Source organism: Enterobacter cloacae complex sp. R_G8 (assembly GCF_024599795.1).
GTDB classification, from domain to species: Bacteria; Pseudomonadota; Gammaproteobacteria; order Enterobacterales; family Enterobacteriaceae; genus Enterobacter; species Enterobacter dissolvens.
Genome location: NZ_CP102246.1, coordinates 4914294 through 4937615, shown reverse-complemented (window position 1 = coordinate 4937615; position 23322 = coordinate 4914294). Strand labels below are relative to the sequence as shown.

The 23322-nt window shown below is 55.7% G+C and carries 20 protein-coding genes; 5 read left to right on the top strand and 15 right to left on the bottom strand.

All coding sequences use genetic code 11. The features are described 5' to 3' along the window. Positions 1-7 precede the first annotated feature (7 nt). Positions 8-1408 (bottom strand): MFS transporter, encoded by a 1401-nt coding sequence (locus NQ842_RS23280; RefSeq protein WP_063427592.1) that lies wholly within the window; start codon positions 1406-1408, stop codon positions 8-10. A gap of 224 nt (positions 1409-1632) precedes the next feature. Between NQ842_RS23280 and NQ842_RS23275 the strand changes: the two genes are divergently transcribed. Further along, entirely contained in the window at positions 1633-2451 is an 819-nt protein-coding gene (locus NQ842_RS23275; protein WP_194516699.1) for an AraC family transcriptional regulator, read from the top strand. Here the strand turns inward: NQ842_RS23275 and araD are convergent, their stop codons facing one another. The 8 genes from araD to yiaK form a co-directional block, all read right to left on the bottom strand. Beyond that, complete coding sequence (gene araD, locus NQ842_RS23270) at positions 2452-3147, bottom strand: L-ribulose-5-phosphate 4-epimerase (RefSeq protein ID WP_023621199.1); 696 nt, start codon at positions 3145-3147, stop codon at positions 2452-2454. Further along, a complete protein-coding gene (locus NQ842_RS23265; RefSeq protein WP_046888974.1) occupies positions 3141-4001 on the bottom strand; it encodes an L-ribulose-5-phosphate 3-epimerase in 861 nt (286 codons plus the stop codon). The genes araD and NQ842_RS23265 overlap by 7 nt, the downstream gene beginning before the upstream one ends. 2 nt (positions 4002-4003) lie before the next feature. Then, a complete protein-coding gene (ulaD, locus tag NQ842_RS23260) occupies positions 4004-4657 on the bottom strand; it encodes a 3-keto-L-gulonate-6-phosphate decarboxylase UlaD (RefSeq protein WP_038418390.1) in 654 nt (217 codons plus the stop codon). After that, positions 4654-6159, bottom strand: a complete 1506-nt coding sequence (locus NQ842_RS23255) for an FGGY-family carbohydrate kinase (protein WP_257256378.1) — start codon at positions 6157-6159, stop codon at positions 4654-4656. The genes ulaD and NQ842_RS23255 overlap by 4 nt, the downstream gene beginning before the upstream one ends. 96 nt (positions 6160-6255) lie before the next feature. Continuing rightward, positions 6256-7575: an MFS transporter gene (locus NQ842_RS23250; protein ID WP_014830196.1), complete on the bottom strand. Its 1320-nt coding sequence runs from the start codon at positions 7573-7575 to the stop codon at positions 6256-6258. 45 nt (positions 7576-7620) lie between these two features. Beyond that, positions 7621-8547, bottom strand: a complete 927-nt coding sequence (locus tag NQ842_RS23245) for a DUF4862 family protein (protein ID WP_257256377.1) — start codon at positions 8545-8547, stop codon at positions 7621-7623. A gap of 26 nt (positions 8548-8573) precedes the next feature. Then, on the bottom strand, positions 8574-9041 hold the full coding sequence (locus NQ842_RS23240) for a YhcH/YjgK/YiaL family protein (protein WP_014830198.1): 468 nt from the start codon (positions 9039-9041) through the stop codon (positions 8574-8576). Positions 9042-9051: 10 nt separating this feature from the next. Further along, a complete protein-coding gene (gene yiaK, locus NQ842_RS23235) occupies positions 9052-10050 on the bottom strand; it encodes a 3-dehydro-L-gulonate 2-dehydrogenase (RefSeq protein ID WP_014830199.1) in 999 nt (332 codons plus the stop codon). Between the two features lie 225 nt (positions 10051-10275). Between yiaK and yiaJ the strand changes: the two genes are divergently transcribed. Both yiaJ and NQ842_RS23225 read left to right on the top strand, forming a co-directional pair. Further along, positions 10276-11094 carry an IclR family transcriptional regulator YiaJ gene (yiaJ, locus tag NQ842_RS23230; RefSeq protein WP_020686532.1) on the top strand — a complete coding sequence of 273 codons (819 nt, stop codon included), beginning with the start codon at positions 10276-10278 and terminating at the stop codon, positions 11092-11094. A 3-nt stretch (positions 11095-11097) separates the two neighbouring features. Then, positions 11098-11553 carry a 4Fe-4S dicluster domain-containing protein gene (locus NQ842_RS23225; protein WP_014830201.1) on the top strand — a complete coding sequence of 152 codons (456 nt, stop codon included), beginning with the start codon at positions 11098-11100 and terminating at the stop codon, positions 11551-11553. Between the two features lie 4 nt (positions 11554-11557). Here the strand turns inward: NQ842_RS23225 and avtA are convergent, their stop codons facing one another. Next, entirely contained in the window at positions 11558-12814 is a 1257-nt protein-coding gene (gene avtA, locus NQ842_RS23220; RefSeq protein ID WP_020686533.1) for a valine--pyruvate transaminase, read from the bottom strand. 611 nt (positions 12815-13425) lie between these two features. Beyond that, on the bottom strand, positions 13426-15456 hold the full coding sequence (locus NQ842_RS23215; protein ID WP_257256376.1) for an alpha-amylase: 2031 nt from the start codon (positions 15454-15456) through the stop codon (positions 13426-13428). A gap of 314 nt (positions 15457-15770) precedes the next feature. Here NQ842_RS23215 and NQ842_RS23210 point away from each other — a divergent pair, with 314 nt between their 5' ends. Continuing rightward, entirely contained in the window at positions 15771-16595 is an 825-nt protein-coding gene (locus tag NQ842_RS23210) for a protein bax (protein ID WP_014830204.1), read from the top strand. Between the two features lie 37 nt (positions 16596-16632). Here NQ842_RS23210 and xylR read toward each other — a convergent pair whose 3' ends face one another. From xylR to xylF, 4 genes are all read right to left on the bottom strand, one after another. Further along, on the bottom strand, positions 16633-17811 hold the full coding sequence (gene xylR / locus NQ842_RS23205; RefSeq protein ID WP_014830205.1) for a D-xylose utilization transcriptional activator XylR: 1179 nt from the start codon (positions 17809-17811) through the stop codon (positions 16633-16635). A 33-nt stretch (positions 17812-17844) separates the two neighbouring features. Beyond that, on the bottom strand, positions 17845-19026 hold the full coding sequence (gene xylH, locus NQ842_RS23200; RefSeq protein WP_014830206.1) for a xylose ABC transporter permease XylH: 1182 nt from the start codon (positions 19024-19026) through the stop codon (positions 17845-17847). Then, positions 19004-20545 carry a xylose ABC transporter ATP-binding protein gene (locus NQ842_RS23195; protein ID WP_046889065.1) on the bottom strand — a complete coding sequence of 514 codons (1542 nt, stop codon included), beginning with the start codon at positions 20543-20545 and terminating at the stop codon, positions 19004-19006. The genes xylH and NQ842_RS23195 overlap by 23 nt, the downstream gene beginning before the upstream one ends. Before the next feature lie 72 nt (positions 20546-20617). After that, positions 20618-21610 carry a D-xylose ABC transporter substrate-binding protein gene (gene xylF, locus NQ842_RS23190; RefSeq protein ID WP_013094963.1) on the bottom strand — a complete coding sequence of 331 codons (993 nt, stop codon included), beginning with the start codon at positions 21608-21610 and terminating at the stop codon, positions 20618-20620. A gap of 370 nt (positions 21611-21980) precedes the next feature. On the opposite strand from xylF, the gene xylA reads away from it, so the two are divergent. Next, positions 21981-23303, top strand: a complete 1323-nt coding sequence (gene xylA / locus NQ842_RS23185) for a xylose isomerase (protein ID WP_014830210.1) — start codon at positions 21981-21983, stop codon at positions 23301-23303. The last annotated feature ends 19 nt before the right edge of the window (positions 23304-23322 follow it).

Sequence of the window (23322 nt, the reverse complement as noted above, 5' to 3'; positions counted from 1 at the left end):
GTTCTCCTCAGGACGGTACATGACGCTGGCGCAAATCGGTGGCAATGCGCGACATCATCGGATTGTTGAGTCTGCACCAGCGGATTGAGACCGCCAGCAGCAGGTGGAAAAGGGCAGGGAGCAGCGTCTCCATGGCGGTAATGCCCTGCAGCGAGGCGGGCGTCTGGTTACCCGCTCCCGGCTGATAGGCGACGGCGATAAACACCAGGCTGATGATCCCGGCGCTGGAGGCCCACGCCAGCTTGATGAAAAAGAGGTTGAAGGCGAAGTTCATGCCCGACGATCGCACGCCGGTCTTCCACTCGCCGTAGTCGTCGGCAAAAGCCATCAGCGAGAAGTGCAGCGGCAGGGTAAAGCCCAGGATGACGCCGTTACTCAGAATCACGATCAGCCAGAGCGACTGTTGCGCCGGGCCGCCGGGCAGGAACCACATGCCAGCCGCGATCGCGGCGAGCACCAGGTTGGTGTAGTAGTAGAGTTTGACCGTATCAATACGGCGAGAGAGGGGGCTGACGATCACCGCCCCAAGGATCGCTGCGAAGGTCACCATGGTAAAAAACAGCGAGGTGTAGGCGGTGCTGCCCTGCAGAACATAGGTGATGAAGTACATATATCCGCCGCCACGGATATTGAAGACGTTGATCAGCAAAAACGACATCACCAGCATCAACAGCAGTTGGTCGTTTTTACGCAGCCCAGCCAGGTGTTCGCGCAGGGTGAATTTACCCATCAGCGCCAGTGGGACGCGTTCACGGACCCAGAAGAAGCAGCAGAGAAACATCACCACGGCGAGTGTACACAGAACGCCAACGCCCAGCTGATAACCCCGGGCGGCGTTGCCTTGCCCCAGCGCTGCCACCAGCCACGGCAGGCCGACGGAGACCAAAAATCCCGCAACGCCGCACAGCACAAAGCGCCATGACTGGCAGGAAATGACCTCGCTGTGGCGGGTAGTCATGGTGTTGATCAGCGCACAGTAGGGCACGTTGATAGCGGTATAGCCGACGGACAGCAGCAGGTAAGTGCCGAATGCCCACGCAATCTTCACGCCCATGCTGGCTTCAGGTACGGTGAAGGTCAGCACGCCGATGATGCCAACAGGGAATGCCACCCACAGCTGCCAGGGACGAAAGCGCCCCCATCGGCTTTGGGTGCGGTCGGCAATCACGCCCATGACAGGGTCAGAAATCGCGTCAAATACGCGCAGGGCAATAAACAGCGTGCCGACAAGCGCCGGGGTCAGGCCAAAAATATCGGTATAGAAAAAGGTCAGGAAATTCATGATCAGGCAGGTAATGACCGTGCCGCCCGCGTCGCCCAGGCCGTAGCCAATTTTTTCGCGAACGGACAAACGATCTTCTCTCACCCGTTGTGCAACGTCAGACTCGGTAATCGGTGTGGAAGTCATGAGATAACTCCTCGGTAATCGATTTTTATCGTATTTGTGCAAGGTACCTCATTCATTCTGCACCGAACGCAAAGGGCAACAAGGGAAGGGAAAAGTATAAAAAGAGGACGATTCCGACCTGATGAAGAAAGTGTGAGTTTGATCGGGCAGCTATAACGTTAATTGTTAATAATCAATGGATAAGTCAATTAAATACGGCAATAAAAGCGGAATGGTGAATATCCATGCTCGAATTATCCATAGCGCTTCCGATTAAGGTGCAAAATGGCGGGTTGTTTATTTCGCGGGGCGTGGGTCGCCACCCGGCGCGTAAATTAACGTCGTGGGAGATTATTTTTGTCGAAAAAGGGACATTAACGATCCGGGAGGAGAACCGTCTTTTTGAGGTGAAGGCGGGGGAGAGTTTATTGCTCTGGCCGAAGCGGCGGCATGTGGGTACAGAAGATTTTCCGGCCGATCTGCGATTTTACTGGCTGCATTTTGAGGTGAAGCCTGAGTCTTCCGCTTTGCCGGATGCCTCTCCGCTGGCCATTGAGCAGCATTGCTGTGTAAGGGATGTCCCGTCGGTGATTGCGCTTTTTCGCCAGTTCCTCAGTGAGCAGGAAAAATTACAGCGCAGCATGGCGCTGGAAATGCTTTTACTGCTGATTTTGCAGCAGATAGCTCTCTCAGCGGGGTATGAAGACCGCGCCGATGAGGCCGGTGCAGCACTGGCCTGGAAGGCAAAACAGCTTATTCGCACGCAGTTTCATTTACCGCTCTCCACCTCGTTGCTGGCAAAATCGCTGCACTGTAATGCCGATTACCTCGGGCGCGTGTTTCGTCGGACATTTCATTTAACCCTGACGGAGGCGATCCATCGCCAGCGCGTCAGGGCGGCAGAAAAAATGCTGCTGAATGACTCAGCGTCATTAACGGAAGTGGCCGCCCGCTGCGGTTTTAACGACGTGGGGTATTTCCGGCAGATATTTTCGAAGCATACCGGGTTAACGCCCGCCGTCTGGAAACGGCGGTACTGTAAGGAACACATTAATTCCGGTTGATCACTGCCCGTAATAGGCATGCGCACCGTGCTTGCGCAGATAATGTTTGTCGAGCAGTTCCTGCTGCATAACCGGAAGCTGCGGCGCAAGCTGACGCGAAAACAGGCCCATGTACGCGCACTCTTCCAGCACCACGGCGTTGTGTACCGCATCGGCGGCATCTTTACCCCATGCGAACGGTCCGTGGGAGTGCACCAGCACTGCCGGGATCTGCATGGGGCTGATGTCGCGCTCTTCAAAGGTTTTGATGATCACTTCACCGGTCTGATACTCATAGTCTCCTGCGATCTCCGCCGTGGTCATCAGCCGCGTGCAGGGGATCGTGCCGTAGAAGTAGTCCGCGTGCGTCGTGCCCCATGCAGGCAGATCCTGACCTGCCTGAGACCAGATGGTGGCATGGCGGGAATGGGTATGGACGATGCCGCCCATCTCCGGGTAGCGACGGTACAGCGCAAGATGGGTAGGCGTGTCTGACGACGGTTTCATGCTGCCCTCGACCACCTCACCGGTGGCGATATTCACCACCACCATATCCTCCGCCGTCATCACGTCATACTCCACGCCGGACGGTTTGATCACCATCAGACCGCTGTCGCGATCCACCGCGCTGACGTTACCCCAGGTGAAGGTCACCAGCTGGTGGGCGGGCAGTGCCAGGTTGGCTGCCAGCACCTCGGCTTTGAGTTGTTCTAACATGTCATGCCTCCTTCCTGCATACGGGCTTCAATCCAGCGGCGCGCCTGGATAATCTCCAGCACCGGCTCTTTTGCTTTTTCGGTCCACATTTCAATCAGAAACGCGCCGCGGTAGTTCAGCTTATTGAGCGTGTTAAACACGCCAACGAAATCGACGCAGCCCTCGCCAAACGGCACGTCGCGGAACTGTCCTGGGCTTTGTGCCGTGACGGGCTGGGTATCTTTCAGGTGAATTGCCGCGATGCGGTCAATGCCCAGCGTCAGTTCGGCGGCCACATCGTTACCCCACGCGCTGAGGTTGCCGACATCCGGGTAAACGCTAAACCACGGCGAGGCCAGCATCTCGTCCCACTTTTTCCATTTGCTGATGGAGTTCATAAACGCGGTGTCCATGATCTCAACGGCCACCATCACCTGCGCGGCGGCGGCCTGCTCGACTGCCCATGCCAGCCCTTCGGCGAAGCGTTGCCGGGTGCCTTCATCATGCTCTTCGTAATACACGTCATACCCGGCCAGCTGGATGGTGCGAATACCCAAATCACGCGCCAGTTTAATGGCGCTGGACATGATCTCCCGGGCGCGGGTGCGGACGGTTTCGTCCCGGCTGCCAAACGGGTAGCGGCGGTGGGCAGACAGGCACATGGAGGGGATCGACACACCGGTCTCCAGCATCGCTTCCACCAGCGATGCACGCTGCGTGGTGCTCCACGCCAGGCGTGACAGGCGTTCGTCCGTTTCATCTACCGACATTTCAACGAAATCAAAGCCACAGCTTTTTGCCAGCACCAGGCGCTCCGGCCAGGTGAGGGATTTCGGCAGCGCTTTTTCGTAAATACCTAACGGATGCTGACGCATGATTACGCTCCCCAGATGTCGCGGATTTGCGAATGGAAGGCCTCTGCCACCTGCGGTGGATTGGCCGCGCCTGCCAGCGCGCGACCGGCGATAAAGGCTTTGACGTTGATCTGCTTAAACAGCGGCAGGTCAGCCGGGGTGATGCCGCCGGTGACGGACAGCTGCAAACCGATGTCGGAGAGCGCTTTCATTCGGGCGAGATCGGCCTCACCCCACTGCTGACCGCTGGCCTGTGCGTCGCGTCCCCGGTGGTAGATGGCCTGCTTCACGCCGATGCGGTGCCAGGCGCGGGCATCGTCCAGCGTCCAGTTGCCAAACAGCTCCATCTGAATTTCCCCACCGCAGCGCAGCGCCACCGCGTGGCCTTTTTCAACCGTGGCCAGCGGCGCGGCGCAGATGATGGTCATCCAGTTCGCGCCTGCGCCAAACGCCTGCTCTGCCAGCGTTTCTCCGGCGTCGGCCACCTTCCAGTCCGCCACGAGGGTTTTTCCCGGACACTGCTCGCGTAGCGCACGCACGGCGTTAAGCCCTTCGGTCAGACATAAAATGGTGCCCGCTTCGATAATATCGACGTGATCGGAAAGCCTGGCGACATCGCGCTGGGCAGCCTGAAGTGAGGTGTGGTCGAGCGCCAGCTGCAGTAATGGTCGGCTCATAGGTCGTGCTCCTTAACACGGGCGTGATAGCCCTGTAGTGCTGAAATCAGTAACTGGTAGCGCTGATACTTGCGCTGATAGGCCGCATGGGCGTGCATGTCGGGTTCAATGACCCGAATGTCGTGTCTGAGCGCGCGCTGCGCTGCGTAAAAATCGGGATAAACGCCGGTGCCGACCAGGGCGGCCAGCGCCGCGCCGGAACAGCCAGTCTCTTCCACCTGCGGGAGCGCAATCGCCAGACCGCTGACATCCGCCAGCATCTGCATCCATACGTCAGAGTGGGTCGGGCCGCCGGTGACGCGCAGTGCCTGTACGTCGGTAAAGCGTTCGAGCATGCGGTTTAGATGGGTCATATGGCTGAACACCACGCCTTCGTAAACTGCCTGCAAAAGATGCGCGCGAGTATGCAGCGCCTGCATGCCGTAGAAGCCGCTCGTCATCTCCAGCCCGGCGTTGCTGCCATAGAGAAACGGCAGGAAGAACAGATCGCTTTCGGCTTTCGGCAGGCTGGCCACGGCGTGGTTGATCTCGCAAAAAGAGATCTCGCCCCACTGGGCGGTCAACCACTCAAGGTTGCCGGAAGAGGTGGGGCTGGCTTCGTGGACAATGTACTGCTGCGGGTGGACGTAACGGCCATAGACATAGGGATACGGTTCGTTGTCCCGAAGCGCATTGGCAATCCCGCTGGTGACGGCCCAGGTGCCCATCACGGCGTTCAGCGTATGTTCGTCGTGCAGTCCGGCACAGATCGCGGTGGAAACCACATCAAACAGCCCACCAACGACGGGGGTTCCCGCCGCGAGACCGGTAAGTGCGGCAGCCTGAGCGGTGATTTCCCCGCAGATTTCTGCTGAACCGACAACAGGTGGCAGAGCGTTGTCGATTTCACTGATACCGAGCCAGCGCGTGAGCTGCGGATCGTACTGGCCGGTGTTCATGTTGTAGAGATTGGATTCAGAGATATTGCTCTCTTCGCAGCCTTTTACGCCGGTGAGGCACCAGCGCAGGTAGTCGTGCGCCATCATCACGCAGCCAATCTGCTGATAGCGCTGTGGCTCATTCTCTTTGACCCAGCGCAGAAGAGAGGCCGGATGCCCGGTCCAGAGCGTCTGTCGCGTGCGCGGATAGAGCTTTTCGGGAATACCGTCCTGCTGCCAGCGCTGCACGATGTCCAGTGCCCGACGGTCTGAGGAGAGCATTGCATTGCCCAGGGGACGATCCTGTTTATCGAGAAGAAACAGCCCCTTGCCCTGGGCGGAGATGCCCACACCTTTGATCTGCTCGCCGCTAACCCGGGCGTTGTTGAGCAGAAGAGCGACGGTGGTGTGACACTGCTGCCACAGCTGGTTCATGTCCCGCTCCGCATAGCCTGCTCGCGGGCTGAGCGTGGCAACCGTGCGGCGTTCAATACAGACCTCTTTGCCCTCGCGGGTGTATAAACCGGCTTTCAGATAAGTACCGCCACAATCGATACCCAGCCAGAAGGGTTCTTTTTCACTCATCTTTGACTCTCTCGTCTTTCTCCCTCTCCCCGTGGGAGAGGGCTGGGGTTCTCGTCTTGCTCCCTCTCCCTGTGGAAGAGGGCTGGGGTGAGGGCATCAGGCCGCACGCTTATGCGGGTTCACCGTAGGATTAGGCTCCGCACCGGCATCGCACTTCGCCGGTAGCAGCAGGGCCAGCAGCGAGGCCAGCGCCAGCGACACCGCCAGGCAGTAAACCCCCGCATCTTTGCTGTATAAGGTGATCAGCACGCCGACCGCATAAGGGCCACAGAACCCGCCGAGGTTACCCAGGGCGTTAATTACACCCCGCGCACCGCCTGCCATCTCCGCGCTGAACAGGCGTGCCGGAATGGTCCAGAACACGCCCGCCGCCGACTGCAGGAAGAACCCACACCCCACCAGCGCGGCGTAGGCCAGCCAGGTATGCTCTTTCAGCGCCACGGAGAGGAACATGCAGAGCGCAAAACCAATCAGCGGCAGGGAGACAAACAGCTTGCGCTTACCGGTACGGTCAGAGAGCGAAGAGAAGAGGAACATACCCGCAATGGCCCCGATATAAGGCAGGATCGCGAGCACGCCTACCTGGCCGATGCTGGTGTGCGTGAGCTCTTTGAGAATGGTGGGTAGCCAGAGGGTGTAACCGTAAATGCCGGTCTGGTAGAAGAAGTTCAGGGCAATCAGCTGCCACATGGTTTTGTCGGACAGCACCGCGCTCAGCGAGGCGTTTTTCACCGCTTTACCGGCAATGGCCTGCTGTTCTGCGGCCAGGGTTTTAACCAGATAGTTTTTTTCCGCTTCAGAAATCCAGCGTGCTTCCTGCGGGCGGTCGTACACCGTGAAGGCCCACAGCACCAGTACAACGATGGACATCAGCCCTTCAATGATGAACAGCCAGCGCCAGTCGAGTGCGGTAATAATCCAGCCCGACAGGGGGGCGGTGATGATCCCGGCAATGGGGACGAACATAATTACAATCGCATTGGCGCGACCGCGTTCGGCGTCAGGGAACCAGTTACTGATCATCGTCAGCACAACCGGCAGCATCCCGCCTTCCGCTACCCCGAGTAAGAAACGCAGCACCAACAGTTGATACTGGCTGGTGACGAGTCCGGTCAGGACCGAAATCACCGCCCAGGCGACCAGCGACCAGCCGATAAATTTCTTCCCGCTGCCATGAACGGCAATCTTGCCGCCAGGCACCTGCAAAAACAGATAGCCAATAAAGAAGATCCCACCCGCCAGGCCTGCCATGGTGGCAGAAATACCTAACTCTTCATCCATACCACCGGGCATGGCAAAAGCAATATTCACACGGTCCATATAAGAAATAATGCAGGCGATAAGAATTGGGGGAATAATTCTTAGCCAGCGCTGGCGCGGAATGTCCGCATGTAGAGCTTGAGTAGACGTATTCATATTTAATATCTCAGTGTAGGTAACCGGAATAAGATTTTTTTATTGTTATTGCGTTGCTTTTTTCATTTGGCTAATGCCGTCGCGCAAAATAGCGATGCGATGGCTGATATCAGCATTAGCATTTATTTCCAGTAATTTAATACCGGAAAATTTCAATGTTGCGGCGCTCGCCGCAGTAAAGAGTGCTTTTGCATGTTCAGTGGTCATCAAACTGTCGGCACAGTACGATGAAAACGGCGCGTGCAGATCCTGCCATTCACCGTACGCTCCGCGAGTGGTGGTGCCGGAGAACATCAGCGCGGCCAGTTTTCCGGCCTGAAGGGCGGTCTGAACGTGCTCAAGCGGAAGCGTGGTGTTGCGCCCTTCAATGACTGAGCGCGCCCAGTTGATACAGACGCTGATATCCGTCTCTTTTATCACCTCCAGCACCTGCTCTAAGGGTAAAAATCCCTTACGCGGTGCGGGACCGGTCATGGCATCGCAGTGTTCAAGCACCAGATCGCAGTCCCACTCCCAGCGCGTGATGTCGCGGATGGAGCGCGCGAATGCCTCCGTGGCTTGTTCGACAGAACCTTTGCCCGCCTGCGGTGCTGCCTGCATTTCCAGAGCGATCACCTTTCCCGGAAAACGGGCGTTAACCGCAGCAATCTTTTGCTGCAGATGGCGGTAATATTCCACACACGCTTTACGCTGTTCTTCGTCAGCAGACGCCAGCCCAAATGCGCCGTTGGTACCACGGCGACGCATGGTTTCCATCACGGCCGTAACGACGATTTGCCAGTCTCCAGGCGTATGGCGGAACAGCCATTCATCACCAAACGGATGCAGGTTTTCCAGGCACGGTTGTTCCAGCCCACGGATGTGAGGCGTGTCGGAAAGCTCCCGCCAGAAGGCCTGTTCTTCTTGTTCCCCTTTCTGGTGAAACGAGGGTGCGCAGGGGTACGCACCAATAATAAACCCGGTGTTGGTCATTTCGCGTTCCTGTATTTATCAGAAAATTAATCTAATTCGCTGATTGCCACTTTCACCACAATTTTACGAATTGCAGCTTCCTTGTTTTTAATACAGGCAGGACGGTGTACATCCTGCGGGAAAAATATGGCATAACTGCCAGGTACCATTTCAATAAACGATTCATTTTCACTGTTGTGATAAAAAATAATATCCCGTTGTTCCAGTAATGATTCGCTGATTTTGTTATTTCCGGTATCGATAGCAATACCGATTTTTTCTTCACCCCACGCCAGAAATTGAATATCGAGATAGCGGCGATGAACTTCGGGGCGATTCTCATGCTGCTCTTTGGTGGTCAGGTCGATGACCTGGGCAAAGAGGTTCCGTCCGTCAATCTCCACCACGCCCGGCTCCAGGGCGGTGAAATCCGTGGTGCGCAGAAAATCGAGTGCTTTTTCAATCGCCTGCGGCAGGCGGCACGGATTGGGCTGCGAAATATGTCCGAATATCATGGCCCACTCCTTACAGCGCCTGGATTTTCGCCCACACGCTGTCGTCAATGGTGATGCCGTTGCGGCGGTTCTCTTCAAGCAGTCGCGTAAATTCATGCCCCGGCAGACGGACAGCGACGTTTTCGTCAGACCGCTCGGCGGTGGTGATGAAGTCCATGATGCGCTGCAGTTTGGCATCGCGGGTTGGGCCGTCGATCAGGCGGTCGACCTCGATGGCGATAAAAATCTGCGACACGCCATACTCGTCGCTGTTGTCCTGGGTGACTTCCGCCACGGAGGCGCCGTTAGAGAGCAGGGTGGCGATCATGTCGAGCACAATCGATAAGCCGGAACCTTTCCAGTAGCCCATCGGCAGAATGCGGCGGTTTTTCTCAATCACGCCAGGCTCTTTGGTCAGATTACCCTCGTCGTCGAATCCGCCGTCGACCGGTAACGTGCGTCCGGCCAGTCGGTTCACTTCCAGCATGCCGTAGGAGAACATCGACATCGACATATCGACCATGGTGATTGGGGAGGAGGGGATCGCCACGATCAGCGGGTTGGTGCCGATGCAACATTCTTTTGAGCCCCACGCGGGCATCACCGCAATAGAGTTGGTCCAGCAGATCCCGATGTAGCCCTTCTCTGCGGCTTGCCAGCCGTAGCTGCCCCCGCGCATCCAGTGGTTAGCGTTACGCAGCGCAACCAGACCGATACCGTGATCGGAGGCCAGTTCGGTGGCGCGATCCATCATTTTTTTCGCCGTCAGGTTACCGATGGCGCGTTGGGCATCCCACTGTTCGATGGCCCCTAAGGTGGTCACCCGTTTTGGCTGGGCATCAGGAAGGATGTCGCCCGCGTCCAGTTGCTGAATAAAACGCGGGAAGCGGTTCACACCGTGGGAATAGACGCCAGATTCCGTGGTGCGGGCAAACATCTCCGCGCAGGCGTCCGCCGTGTCTGCTTTTACACCGCGATCAAGCAGAACCCGATTGAACGCTGCTTTCAACTCTTCGAATGTCACTTTCATCCCTGTTCTCCTGTTCTTCGTAGGGGCAAGTGCGAGTGCTTTTTTATCGCTAAATTTCACTATGCGAAATCTGATTTCAAATATAGCGATCAAATTTTGCCAGATCAACGACATTCATGTTTTTCAAAATCGATTAAAATCAACTGGTTGTGTTTTTTCTGTTGAGATCGTGAACTGAACCACACTTTGCGCTACCATCAGGGCGCGATAAAAAGGAGCCATGGGATGAGCATGAAAGAGAGCGACATGACGCAAGAAAAAGAGAGGCCAGCTGGTAGCCAGAGCTTGTTTCGCGGTCTGATGCTGATTGAGATCCTCAGTAACTATCCGAACGGCTGTCCTCTGGCCCATTTATCGGAACTGGCCGGGCTGAATAAAAGCACCGTGCACCGGTTACTGCAGGGATTGCAGTCGTGCGGGTACGTCACCCCGGCACCGGCGGCGGGCAGCTATCGCCTGACCACCAAATTTATCGCCGTCGGGCAAAAGGCGCTGTCGTCGCTGAACATCATCCACGTGGCTGCTCCGCATCTTGAGTCGCTGAATATCGCCACCGGCGAGACGGTGAACTTCTCCAGCCGCGAAGACGATCACGCGATCCTGATCTACAAGCTTGAGCCGACCACCGGTATGCTGCGCACGCGCGCCTATATCGGCCAGCATATGCCGCTTTACTGCTCGGCAATGGGTAAGATCTACATGGCATTCGGTCACCAGGATTATGTGGCGAGCTACTGGGAAAGCCACCAGGATCAGATCCAGCCGCTGACCCGCAACACCATCACCGAACTGAGCGCGATGTATGACGAGCTGGCGGAAATCCGTGAGCACAGCATGGCGATGGACAAAGAAGAGAACGAACTGGGGGTCTCCTGTATTGCGGTGCCGGTGTTTGATATTCATGGCCGCGTGCCGTATGCGATCTCAATTTCGCTGTCGACCTCCCGCATGAAGCAGATTGGCGAAAAAAATCTGCTCACACCGCTGCGTGAAACGGCGGACGCGATCTCCAGAGAGCTGGGTTTTACCGTGCGCGAGGGATAACAGATGAACCGGTTCATCATGGCGGATTCGGCAAAATGCATTGGCTGTCGCACCTGCGAAGTGGCGTGTGTCGTGTCGCATCAGGACGCCATCTCAGCAGACGCCTTTACGCCCCGCATTCGGGTAATCAAAGGGGACGCTTTCACCACGGCGGTGGGTTGCCATCAGTGTGAAGATGCCCCTTGCGCGAATGTCTGTCCGACGCAGGCGATTCGCCGTGGCGAGGGGGCCTGGCAGGTTGAACAGGCGCGCTGTATTGGGTGTAAACGCTGTATGGTGGCGTGCCCGTTTGGGGCGATGCAGGTGCAGTGGGCAGGAAATACGCTTCAGGCGCTGAAATGCGATTTATGCGCGCATCGCGCGGAGGGACCGGCCTGTGTGGAAGCCTGTCCGACCCACGCGCTGAGCTGTGTCGATCCCGCCAGATTACGCACCGAACGGTTGCGTCATCTGGCGTAGGTTCTTACTGGGCGTCTTCGCGCCAGGCGAACTCAATCTCTTCGGCGAGAATTTTTACCCCGGCTTCGATTTTTTCCGGATCGGGCACGTAGTTCATGCGCATACATTGATGCGTATGCGGCCACGGCTTGTCCAGCCCCGGGAAGAAGTAATCACCCGGCACCATCAATACGCCTCGCTTCTTCAGGCGCTGGTAAAGCAGCTCGGTGGTGATCGGCAGATCTTTAAACCACAACCACAGGAAAATCGCCCCTTCAGGTTTGTGGATCAGGCAGCGTTCTTCCGGTAAATAGCGGCGAAGAATGGCAATCGTCTCCTGAACGCGCTGATAGTAGAACGGCTTAATCACGTCATTAGACAGGCGCAGCAGATCGTTGCGTTTAATCATTTCGCACATCATCGCCGGGCCAATACCGCCAGGAGAAAGGCTGATAATGCCGTTCATGTTGGTAATGGCGGTGATGATTTTTTCATTGGCGACGATGATCCCGCAGCGGCTGCCCGGCAGGCCGAGCTTGGAAAGGCTCATACACAGGACGATGTTCGGGTTCCACAGCGGACGTGCTTCGCTAAAGATAATACCCGGGAACGGCACGCCATAGGCGTTATCGATCACCAGCGGGATGCCATGCTGATTTGCCAGCGCATCCAGCTTCATCAGCTCATCGTCGGTGATGACGTTGCCCGTTGGGTTGGTGGGACGTGATACGCAGATCATGCCCGTCTCTTCACCAATGTGCAGATGTTCAAAATCGACGTGGTATTTGAACTGGCCTTCCGGCAGCAGCTCAATATTCGGGCGCGCGGAGACGAACAGATCCTCTTCCAGACCCGAATCGGCGTAGCCGATATACTCCGGGGCCAGCGGGAACAGCACTTTTTTGGTGGTGCCGTCGGCGCGACGTCCTGCGAACAGGTTAAACAAGTAGAAAAACGCGCTCTGGCTGCCGTTTGTTAGTGCAATATTCTGCGGTTCGATATCCCAACCCAGCTCTTCACGCAGCATATCGGCGAGGAGTTTCAGCAGTTCGGTTTTACCCTGTGGGCCGTCGTAATTGCAAAGCGCATCGGTTGCTTTGCCGTTTTCCAGCATCTGAGCGAGCAGCGTCTGGAAATAGGTATTCATCTCCGGGATTTGAGCCGGGTTTCCGCCGCCGAGCATGATCGCGCCCGGTGTGCGCAGCCCGTCGTTGAGGTCCTCCATCAGGCGGGTAATGCCTGAATGGCGGGTAAATTTGTCGCCGAAAAGTGAAAACGTCATAGCAGGTGATCTGTCGAGCTTGTTTTGAAAGTGGGTAACCATAACGCTAGCACCGTGCTGGTGCAAATCGGCTGGTGTGGTCGGATTTGTGGTTTTATGTGGCGGGTGTGGATTTTTGTAGTGAATAGTTCTGTTGAGTTCCCCTCTCCCCTTGGGGCTGAGGGTTCCCCACAAAATAATGCCTGCACGGAGAACTCCCTCTCCCTTGAGGGAGAGGGCTGGGGTGAGGGGGAACATATGGCTGTAGAGGTCATTCCGTTCACTTTATGTTCCTTGCTACTCTGTAACGGCATGACTTGTGAACGTGCCAGGGCGGCTCAATCGCCACCGCCCTGGCGACCCGGGCTCCCGGCGGTAAATCGCCGCTTCGCGGTGCCCTCGGCTTATTCCTTCCGGCTTATCGGGGACGGGCGGAGGTAACGTCCCTGTAAAGCCGCCCTCTCGGCGCATCCATGCGCCTCGCCCCGGCCTGCAGGAAACGCCTCAGCGATTTACAGCCGGACCAGGGCGTCGCTGTAAATCATTCATTTTCCTGAAATAACATTCGTCGCTTTTGGTAAAAAATTACTGGGGATCCCTCAGCCCCTTGGGGAGAGGGTTAGGGTGAGGGGCTATTGATTCCCCGCCCAGACGACCATCACCTTATCACCATCATGTTCCCGTAAGAATCCATACCCCTCTTTCAGCGAAAGCGTGGTTTGCTTGCCTTCACCTATCGCCGGATGGCGGGCGCGGAACTGACCCAGCGTTTGCCAGTGGGCGACGGTTAACGCCTGTTTGCCCGTCACATCCTGCCAGTTCATATCCGAGCGTGTTCCCTGCAGAGGATCGGAACCCGTCGGCCCAAACGGACGCTCTGATTCATCCCCATAATAGATTTGTACGCTGCCTGGCGCTAACAGCAGCAGTTCTGCCGCGCGCTGGCCCCCTTCGCGGAACAGGCGGGTGTCATGCGAAGAGAGATAGCTCAGGACGTTAAAGGTTTGCAGTTTTTCCGCCATCTGCTGCCAGGTCAGATCGATATCGGCCAGGCAGTTCACCGCTTTTGCCGCCTGCTCCTGATAATCGAAGTTAATCATCGCATCGAAGCCGTGGCGGTAATAATCGCTCTGCATGACCCCGTGGCCCCAGGATTCACCCGTCATCCAGAACGGCGCATTGTCGAGTTTTTTGTCCGGGTGAGCACCTTTCCAGGCCGCCAGCGCCTGGCTTGCCTGGTCCTTCAACTGCTGCCAGGCCGCCAGCTCAACGTGTTTTGCCGTATCAACACGGAAACCGTCAATACCATACTCGCGTACCCACTGGCTCAGCCAGTGCGTCAGGTAATCTCGCGGGGTGTATCCCGGGATAGCTTTGGCATGGGTATCGGCCTTGTGTTGATAGAAGTTCGGCAAACCGGATGGCGTGGTGGATTCCGTTTTCAGGTCGGGTAAAAACGCCAGCGACATGGTCAGGTCGTCAAAGCCTGGGTTGTCGTAATCACCAATATCGGTGCGGATCCATTTTTTACCCCACCATTTTTCCCATGCGGCTTTATCGCTGAAGTTAATGTAATCATTAAAGCTGTGCCAGCTTTGACCTGTGCCCGGCTTCCAGTCCGTCCAGCGTTCACCCAGCGTTTTCTTCAGCTCATCACCCTGCAGATAGAGCGCGCCAAACTGGTACTCCTGCATGTCGGCAAGCGTCGCGTAACCCGCGTGGTTCATGACGATATCGAACAGAATGCGGATGCCGCGCTTGTGCGCTTCATCGACGAGATGACGTAAATCATCTTCGGTGCCCATGTTGGCATCAAGCTTTGTCCAGTCCTGCGTGTAGTAGCCGTGGTAAGCATAGTGGGGGAAATCCCCTTTGGTGCCACCGCCGACCCAGCCGTGGATCTGCTCAAGCGGGGAACTTATCCAGAGTGCGTTTACCCCCAGTTGTTGCAGATAATCAAGCTTGCTCGCAAGCCCTTTCAGATCGCCGCCGTGGAAGGTACCAATCTCCTGCATCCCATCTTTATGGCGACCATAGCTGTTGTCGTTGGTGGGGTCGCCATTCACAAAGCGGTCGGTTAGTACGAAATAGACGGTAGCGTTTTGCCAGCTAAACGGCGCGGGTTTGTCGGTTTCGGCGCGCTCAAGCAGCAGCAGGCCGTTGCTGTTGGCGGCAGGCTGAAGGGTAATTTTTCCCTGTTGTACCGTCGCGGTTTGTTTGCTGTAGAAATCTCGCACCACGGAGCCTTCCGGGAACGTATTCCCCACCTCCAGCGTCAGCGGTTTTCCGTCCCATTTTGGACACTGGCGGATAACGTCTGCCACCGGCTGTTCTGCTGTGCTCTTGATGGTCAGCATCAGGGTTGGCGTGCCGGATCGGGTATCAACACGCATCTGGTACTCTCCGTCGCGGAACAGACGCCACTGCGGCGGCGTGCCGTCACACGGTTTGAGCGACAGCATCTCGTTGAGTTTTATCGCTTCTGTTGGCTGCCAGCACGTGTTGTCAAAACTCACTGTCAAAGGGCGCGTACCCTTCGCAAGCTTTGCCTGGCTGGTGAACACGCCGGTGCCTTCGGCGCTAAAGGCGCTAAATCCCGGTGATGACCAGTCGGCATGTGCCAGTGCGGGTAACATCAGAAAAGCCAGTGCGGTGCGTTTCATTCCATTTTCCTGTCGCGGCATTTTTGACCAGTGTGCCATCAGGTGTTGGGTAAAAACTCATCCCCCGGCGCTTTCTGCAAGGATGACGTAAGAGGATGAGTGATCCCGCGCAAAATTAGGCAGTTATCTGCGAGAACGCACACAAATTTTCAGAATTGATGTTTAAATGAGCACGTTTCAGGTGACATAGTTTCGGAATTGGACTATTTCTATACGTGCTCTTGAAGTCTATTTTTGATATGATTTGAGATTCCGCTCTCAAATTTGTGAAAAAAATAAGGTGTTGGAATGTTTATATCCGACCAGGAGACCTAATGATATCGACTCCCATTCGACGATATGGGGCCGCGATACTCATGTTACTCACCACGACATTTTCGGGTGGGGTGCTTGCGAAGACGCACACGGATACAACGAGTAAGAAAGCCCACGTAATAAAGACGACAAGTAGTAAGGTTAGCAGTAAACAAGAGTATTCTCGCAATAGTGCAAAGAGTAGTTCACTTCCTGATTTGCGAAAATACCCTTCCGGAACACCAAGGAAAAAAGCGTTTCTCCGGACGGTAATGCCTTACATCACAAGTCAAAACGCCGCGATTACGGCAGATCGTAACTGGTTGATCGCCAAACAGTACGATAGCCGCTGGACGCCGTCCGAGCGCGCGCGCCTGAAAGATATCGCAAAGCGCTACAAGGTGAGCTGGAACGGTAACACCCGTCGTGTGCCGTGGAACTCGCTCCTTGAGCGTGTCGACATCATTCCGGGCAGCATGGTTGCTACAATGGCTGCAGCCGAAAGTGGCTGGGGCACCTCGAAGCTGGCGCGCAACAACAATAACCTCTTCGGCATGAAGTGTGTGAAGGGGCGTTGTAAAAATGCGCCGGGTAAGGTGAAGGGCTACTCGCAGTTTGAATCGGTGAAGGATTCAGTGAACGCCTATGTGGTAAACCTGAACACGCATCCGGCCTACTCGTCGTTCCGTAAGTCGCGTGCTCAGCTGCGTAAAGCGGATCAGGAAGTGACGGCCAGTACGATGATCCACAAGCTGAAAGGTTATTCCACCCAGGGTCAGCGCTATAACAACTACCTGTTTGCGATGTACCAGGATAACCAGCGACTTATCGCCGCCCATATGTAATCCCAATAACGCCTTCCACTGGAAGGCGTTTTCTTTTCTACATCATGACTTCGCTGTGGCGTTCCCGATACTCTTTCGGCGTGTTGTCATACTCTTTACGGAACACCGAATAAAAATACTGCAGCGACGGATAGCCGCACATCTGCGAGATTTCGTTGATCGACAGCGACGTGGAAATGAGCAAACTGCGCGCTTTCTCCAGCTTCTCAGCGTGAATGACCGCATGGATGGTTTCGCCCACTTCCTCTTTAAAACGCTTCTCCAGATTTGAACGGGAAATACCCACGGAATCCAGCACCTGATCGACCTTGATACCTTTGCAGGCGTGGTTGCGGATGAAGTGCATCGCCTGGATGACCGCCGGGTCGTTCAGGGAGCGGTAATCCGTTGAGCGACGTTCTACCACGCGGACCGGGGGAACCAGCAGGCGCTGAAGCGGCAGGGATTCGTTATCCAGCAGACGATGCAGTAATTTTGCGGCCTGGTACCCCATCTGTCGGGTGCCCTGCGCCACTGAAGAGAGAGCCACGCGAGAAAGGTAACGGGTCAGCTCCTCGTTATCGATGCCAATCACGCACAGCTTTTCCGGCACCGGAATGTGCAAATGTTCGCAGACCTGCAATACGTGGCGCGCACGGGCGTCCGTCACGGCAATAATGCCGGTTTGCGGCGGCAGCGTCTGCAGCCAGTCAGCCAGACGGTTTTGCGCGTGCTGCCAGTTTTCCGGCGCGGTTTCCAGCCCCTGATAGACCACGCCGCGGTATTTCTCCTGGGCGACAAGCTGACAAAAGGCGTGTTCGCGCTCAACGGCCCAGCGTTTGCCGCTGGAGGCCGGTAAACCATAGAACGCAAAGCGATGGACGCCTTTCTCTTTTAAATGCAGAAACGCGCTTTCGACCAGCGCATGGTTATCGGTGGCGATATAGTGGACGGGAGGATAGTGCTCGGGCGAATGGTAAGAGCCGCCGACGCCCACAATCGGGACGTCGACGTCAGTCAGTAATTGCTCAATGACCGGGTCATCATAGTCAGCGATGACGCCATCGCCCAGCCAGTCTTTGATGTTCTCGAGACGGGTGCGGAAATCTTCTTCAATAAAGATATCCCACTCGGATTGCGACGCCTGCAAATATTCACCAACGCCCTCTACCACCTGCCGGTCGTAAGCTTTGTTGGCATTGAATAACAACGTAATGCGGTGACGCTTTTCAAACATGGCTCGCTTCCCAAATAAGTCACAATACGGTTATCAGGCACGCCGCTTGGTGGCAGAGTCCATCCAGACTGCCAGCAAAAGAATGGCCCCCTTGACGATATACTGCCAAAACGTCGGGACGTCCATCATACTCATCCCGTTATCCAACGAAGCCATGATAAATGCCCCCATCACCGCACCCGCCACGCTGCCGACACCGCCCGCGAGGCTGGTACCGCCAATGACGCAGGCGGCGATCGCATCCAGCTCGGCAATGTTCCCGGCTGACGGGGAACCCGCCCCGAGACGCGAGCTGAGGATCAACCCGGCGATAGCCACCATCAGTCCGTTAATGGCGAACACCGCCAGTTTAGTGCGCTCTACGTTAATGCCTGACAGACGGGCGGCCTCAAGGTTGCCGCCGATGGCGTAAATACGGCGGCCAAACGCGGTGCGCGTGGCCATAAACATGCCGCCCAGCAGCAAGAGGGCCAGCAGGAGAACTGGCGTAGGCACGCCGCGATAGTCATTCAGAAGCCAAATCGCGCCGAGCACGATCACCGCAGTCAGCGCCTGACGTCCCACCACGGATGTTGATGGGGAGGAGGCCAGACCCAGCGACTGACGGCGCATACGTCCACGCCACTGCCAGGCCACGAACGCCAGCAGCCCGACCACGCCGAGGGTAAAGCCCACACTATCGGAGAGGTAGCTCTGACCTATCTGTGACATGGCCGCGCTGGTGGGGGAGACGGTGGTGCCGTTGGTGATACCAATCAAAACGCCGCGGAAGGCCAGCATTCCTGCCAGAGTAACAATGAACGACGGGACTTTCCGGTAGGCAACCCACCAGCCATTCCAGGCGCCAAGCACCAGACCCAACACCAGCGTCACCGCCACGGTCAGCGGCAGCGGCCAGCCAAGCCAGACGTCAAAAATGGCCGCGACGCCGCCGAGCAGGCCCATCATCGACCCGACCGACAGATCGATCTCCGCCGAGATAATGACGAAGACCATGCCCACGGCAAGAATGCCGGTGATGGCAGTCTGGCGCAGCAGGTTAGAGACGTTACGCGCGCTCAGGTAGGAGCCATCGGTCATCCACGTAAAGAACAACATAATGGCGATAATCGCCGCGATCATCACGAATACCTGCAAATTCAGCGCTTTTAACCCCGCGAATGCGCCGGGCGTCTGAACAGCGACTTTGATATCAGACGGATTGCTTTTCGACATGACGTTCGCTCCTTAAAGCGGCTTCCATCACCTGCTCCTGCGTCAGGTTCTGGTTAATCAGATTGGCTTTCAGTTTGCCCTCGTGCATGACCAGCACACGGTCGCTCAGGCCGAGCACTTCGGGTAATTCAGAGGAGATGACAATGACGGCAATCCCTTGCTGTACAAGCTGATTAATCAGTTTGTAGATTTCGTACTTCGCACCGATATCAATGCCACGCGTCGGCTCATCCAGGATCAAGATGCGTGGATTGAGGAGCAGGCAGCGCGCCAGAATGGCTTTTTGCTGGTTGCCTCCGCTCAGGCGTCCAATGGCTAACTCCGGGGAGGATGTTTTCACTTTGAGCCGGGCGAGAGACTGCAGAATGCACTGTTGCTCAGCGGCATCATCAAGGCTGCTCAGCGCGCCGGAGAACTGATCGAGTGCCGCGAGCGTGATGTTTTTACCCACCGCCATTACCGGCACGATGCCGTCTTTTTTGCGGTCTTCCGGCACCATGGCAATTCCGTGGGCAATCGCCTGCTGGCAGTTGTCGATTTTTACCGGCTTACCATCGATATAAACCTTACCTTCCCAGCGCCCTGGCCAGACGCCGAACAGGCACTGTACGGCTTCAGTCCGCCCGGCACCGACGAGCCCGGCAACACCGAGAATTTCACCCCGGTGCAGGGAAAAGGAGATGTTGTTAACGCGTTTGATATGGCGGTTAACCGGGTGCCACGCGGTCAGGTTCTCCACGCGTAATACTTCATCACCCGTTGTGTGAGGTTCATTCGGGTAAAGGGCCGTCAGCTCGCGCCCCACCATCATGGTGATGATGTCATCCTCGCTCATGCCTTCGGCTTCTCGTGTGCCAATGTGTTGGCCATCGCGGATCACGCAGATGGTGTCAGAAATGGCTTTGACCTCGTTGAGCTTGTGCGAAATGTAGATGCAGGCGATACCGTGGTTTTGCAGATCGCGGATGATATCCAGCAGGACGGCCGTTTCCTGTTCGGTGAGAGAGGCCGTGGGTTCGTCGAGGATCAGCAGCCTGACCTGTTTGTTCAGCGCCTTAGCGATTTCAACCAGCTGTTGCTGCCCCAGACCCAGGTCTCCCACGCGGGTATCTGGCGAAATGGCCAGACTGACCTGCGCCAGCAGTTTTTCACAGCGTAGCGTCATGGTGTCGTAATCCAGCACGCCGCGTCGCGAAATTTCGGCCCCGAGGAAAATATTCTCCAGCACGGTGAGATGCTTCACCAGCGCCAGCTCCTGGTGGATGATGGCGATACCCTTACGTTCAGTATCGCGAATGTGGGTGGCCTGAATGACCTCACCGGCAAAGACAATTTCACCTTCGTAGCTGCCATGCGGATAGATCCCGCACAACACTTTCATCAGCGTCGACTTACCCGAACCGTTTTCGCCGCAGAGCGAAACCACTTCACCAGGATTTAGCCGCAGGCTCACGTTATCGACCGCTTTCACCGCGCCAAAACGCTTGGTGATGCTCTTCATTTCAAGTAAATAAGGCATAACTGCTCCACATGACCCGAGGTAAAAACAGTACAAGTCGATGCGCCCCCGCAGGGCAGGGGCTGCGCTGGATTACAGTTCACTCTTCTTGTGGAAACCGTCTTTGATGACGGTGGCGTCAATGTTCTCTTTATTGACTTCAATTGGCGTGAGCAGGCGAGCCGGCACATCTTTCAGACCGTTGTTCAGCGTCGCGTCGGCTTTCGGTTGTTTACCGTTCCCCAGCTCTACGGCGATCTCTGCAGCCGTGTTGGCCAGTTCAGTGATGGGCTTATACACCGTCATGGTCTGGGTGCCCGCGATGATGCGTTTGACACCGGCGAGATCCGCATCCTGACCTGAAATGGCCACTTTCCCGGCCAGCCCTTGGGCGCTCAGCGCCTGAATGGCACCCCCGGCTGTGGCGTCGTTGGAGGCGACGACGGCATCAATTTTGTTGTTATTCGCGGTTAGCGCGTTTTCCATAATTTTCAGCGCATTTTCAGGCAACCAGCCGTCCGCCCACTGATCGCCAACCACTTTAATCTTGCCGCTGTCGATATACGGCTTGAGGACTTTCATCTGGCCTTCGCGGAACAGTTTGGCGTTGTTATCCACCGGCGAGCCGCCCATCAGGAAATAATTGCCCTGCGGCACTTTATCAACCAGACTTTTGGCTTGCAGTTCACCCACTTTTTCATTGTCGAACGAAATATAATAATCAATGTCCGCATTATTAATCATGCGGTCATAGGCCAGGACTTTTATCCCTTCTTGTTTCGCTTCTTTCACGACGTTGCTTAATACCTGGCCGTTATAAGGGATAATGACCAGTACATCAACGCCACGGTTAATCATATTCTCAATTTGCGACATCTGCGTTTCTTCGTTGCCATTTGCAGACTGCACAAACACACTTGCGCCAAGTGATTCCGCTTTTTTAACAAAAATATCGCGATCTTTTTGCCAGCGTTCCAGACGCAGGTCATCAATCGCCATGCCAATTTTGACCTCTTTGGCATGTCCTGCAAAGCTTGCAAGGAGGAGAGTAGTGCAGAGCGTTAGGGTCAGGTTCTTTATCTTCATAATTATTAGGCCTTTTGTAGGGGTATGTGTTGCTGAGATAAAAGAAACATTCACTGCTGAGACGCAGCAAATTTTTAACGCGGAAAGGCGGGCTGGCAATTACAGATTTTTATCTTCTCATTACGATATTTGGTTTATTTCTGAATTTATGACCGCGATCGGATTTTAAAATACGTAAGGCCTTAATTACATTTGATTATGGAATCTGCGCCGAAAAATAGTTTGCTTGCGCATTATTTTGCGAGCCAGCGCACAGTTGCGCATTCTCTCAATAGCAGTGTGAAATAACGTAATTGAGCAACCCAAAATGTCTATTCACTATTACTCCTGTATCAACGACTCGCCGCATACCCTGATTATGGAGCTCAATATGCAAGCTTATTTCGACCAACTCGATCGTGTTCGTTACGAAGGCCCGAAAACGACCAATCCTTTAGCATTTCGTCACTACAACCCGGATGAGCTGGTGCTGGGTAAGCGCATGGAAGATCATCTGCGCTTTGCCGCCTGTTACTGGCATACCTTCTGCTGGAACGGCGCCGATATGTTCGGTGTGGGTTCCTTTGACCGTCCGTGGCAACAGCCGGGAGAGGCTATCGAGCTGGCGAAACGCAAAGCGGATGTGGCATTTGAATTCTTCCACAAGCTGAACGTGCCGTATTACTGCTTCCATGACGTGGATGTGTCGCCGGAAGGCGCATCGCTGAAAGAGTACCTGAACAACTTTGCGCAGATGGTGGATGTGCTGGCGGCGAAGCAGCAGCAAAGTGGCGTGAAGCTGCTTTGGGGCACGGCTAACTGCTTCACGAACCCTCGCTATGGTGCCGGGGCAGCAACTAACCCGGATCCGGAAGTGTTTAGCTGGGCGGCAACTCAGGTCGTGACCGCAATGAACGCCACGCATCAGTTGGGCGGCGAGAACTATGTTCTGTGGGGCGGCCGTGAGGGTTACGAAACCCTGCTGAATACCGACCTGCGTCAGGAGCGCGAGCAGATTGGCCGCTTCATGCAGATGGTGGTTGAACATAAGCATAAAATCGGTTTCCGCGGCACGCTGCTGATTGAACCGAAGCCACAGGAACCAACCAAGCACCAGTACGATTACGACGTCGCGACCGTGTACGGCTTCCTGAAGCAGTTCGGCCTGGAAAAAGAGATTAAAGTTAACATTGAAGCCAACCATGCCACCCTGGCGGGTCACTCTTTCCATCACGAAATTGCGTCTGCCATTGCGCTGGGCATCTTCGGCTCGGTCGATGCTAACCGTGGTGATGCGCAGCTGGGCTGGGATACCGACCAGTTCCCGAACAGCGTGGAAGAGAATGCGCTGGTGATGTATGAAATCATCAAAGCGGGTGGTTTCACTACCGGCGGCCTGAACTTTGACGCCAAAGTGCGTCGTCAGAGCACCGATAAATACGATCTGTTCTATGGCCACATTGGCGCGATGGATACCATGGCGCTGGCACTGAAAGTCGCTGCGCGCATGATTGAAGACGGTGAGCTGGATAAACGTGTCGCGAAGCGTTATAGCGGCTGGAACAGTGAACTGGGCCAGCAAATTTTGAAAGGCCAGTTATCGCTGGCGGAAATCGCGAAGTACGCTGAACAACATCAGCTGGCGCCGCAGCACCAGAGCGGACACCAGGAACTGCTGGAAAATCTGGTCAATCACTACCTGTTCGACAAGTAAAAACGTAGGCCCGGTAAGC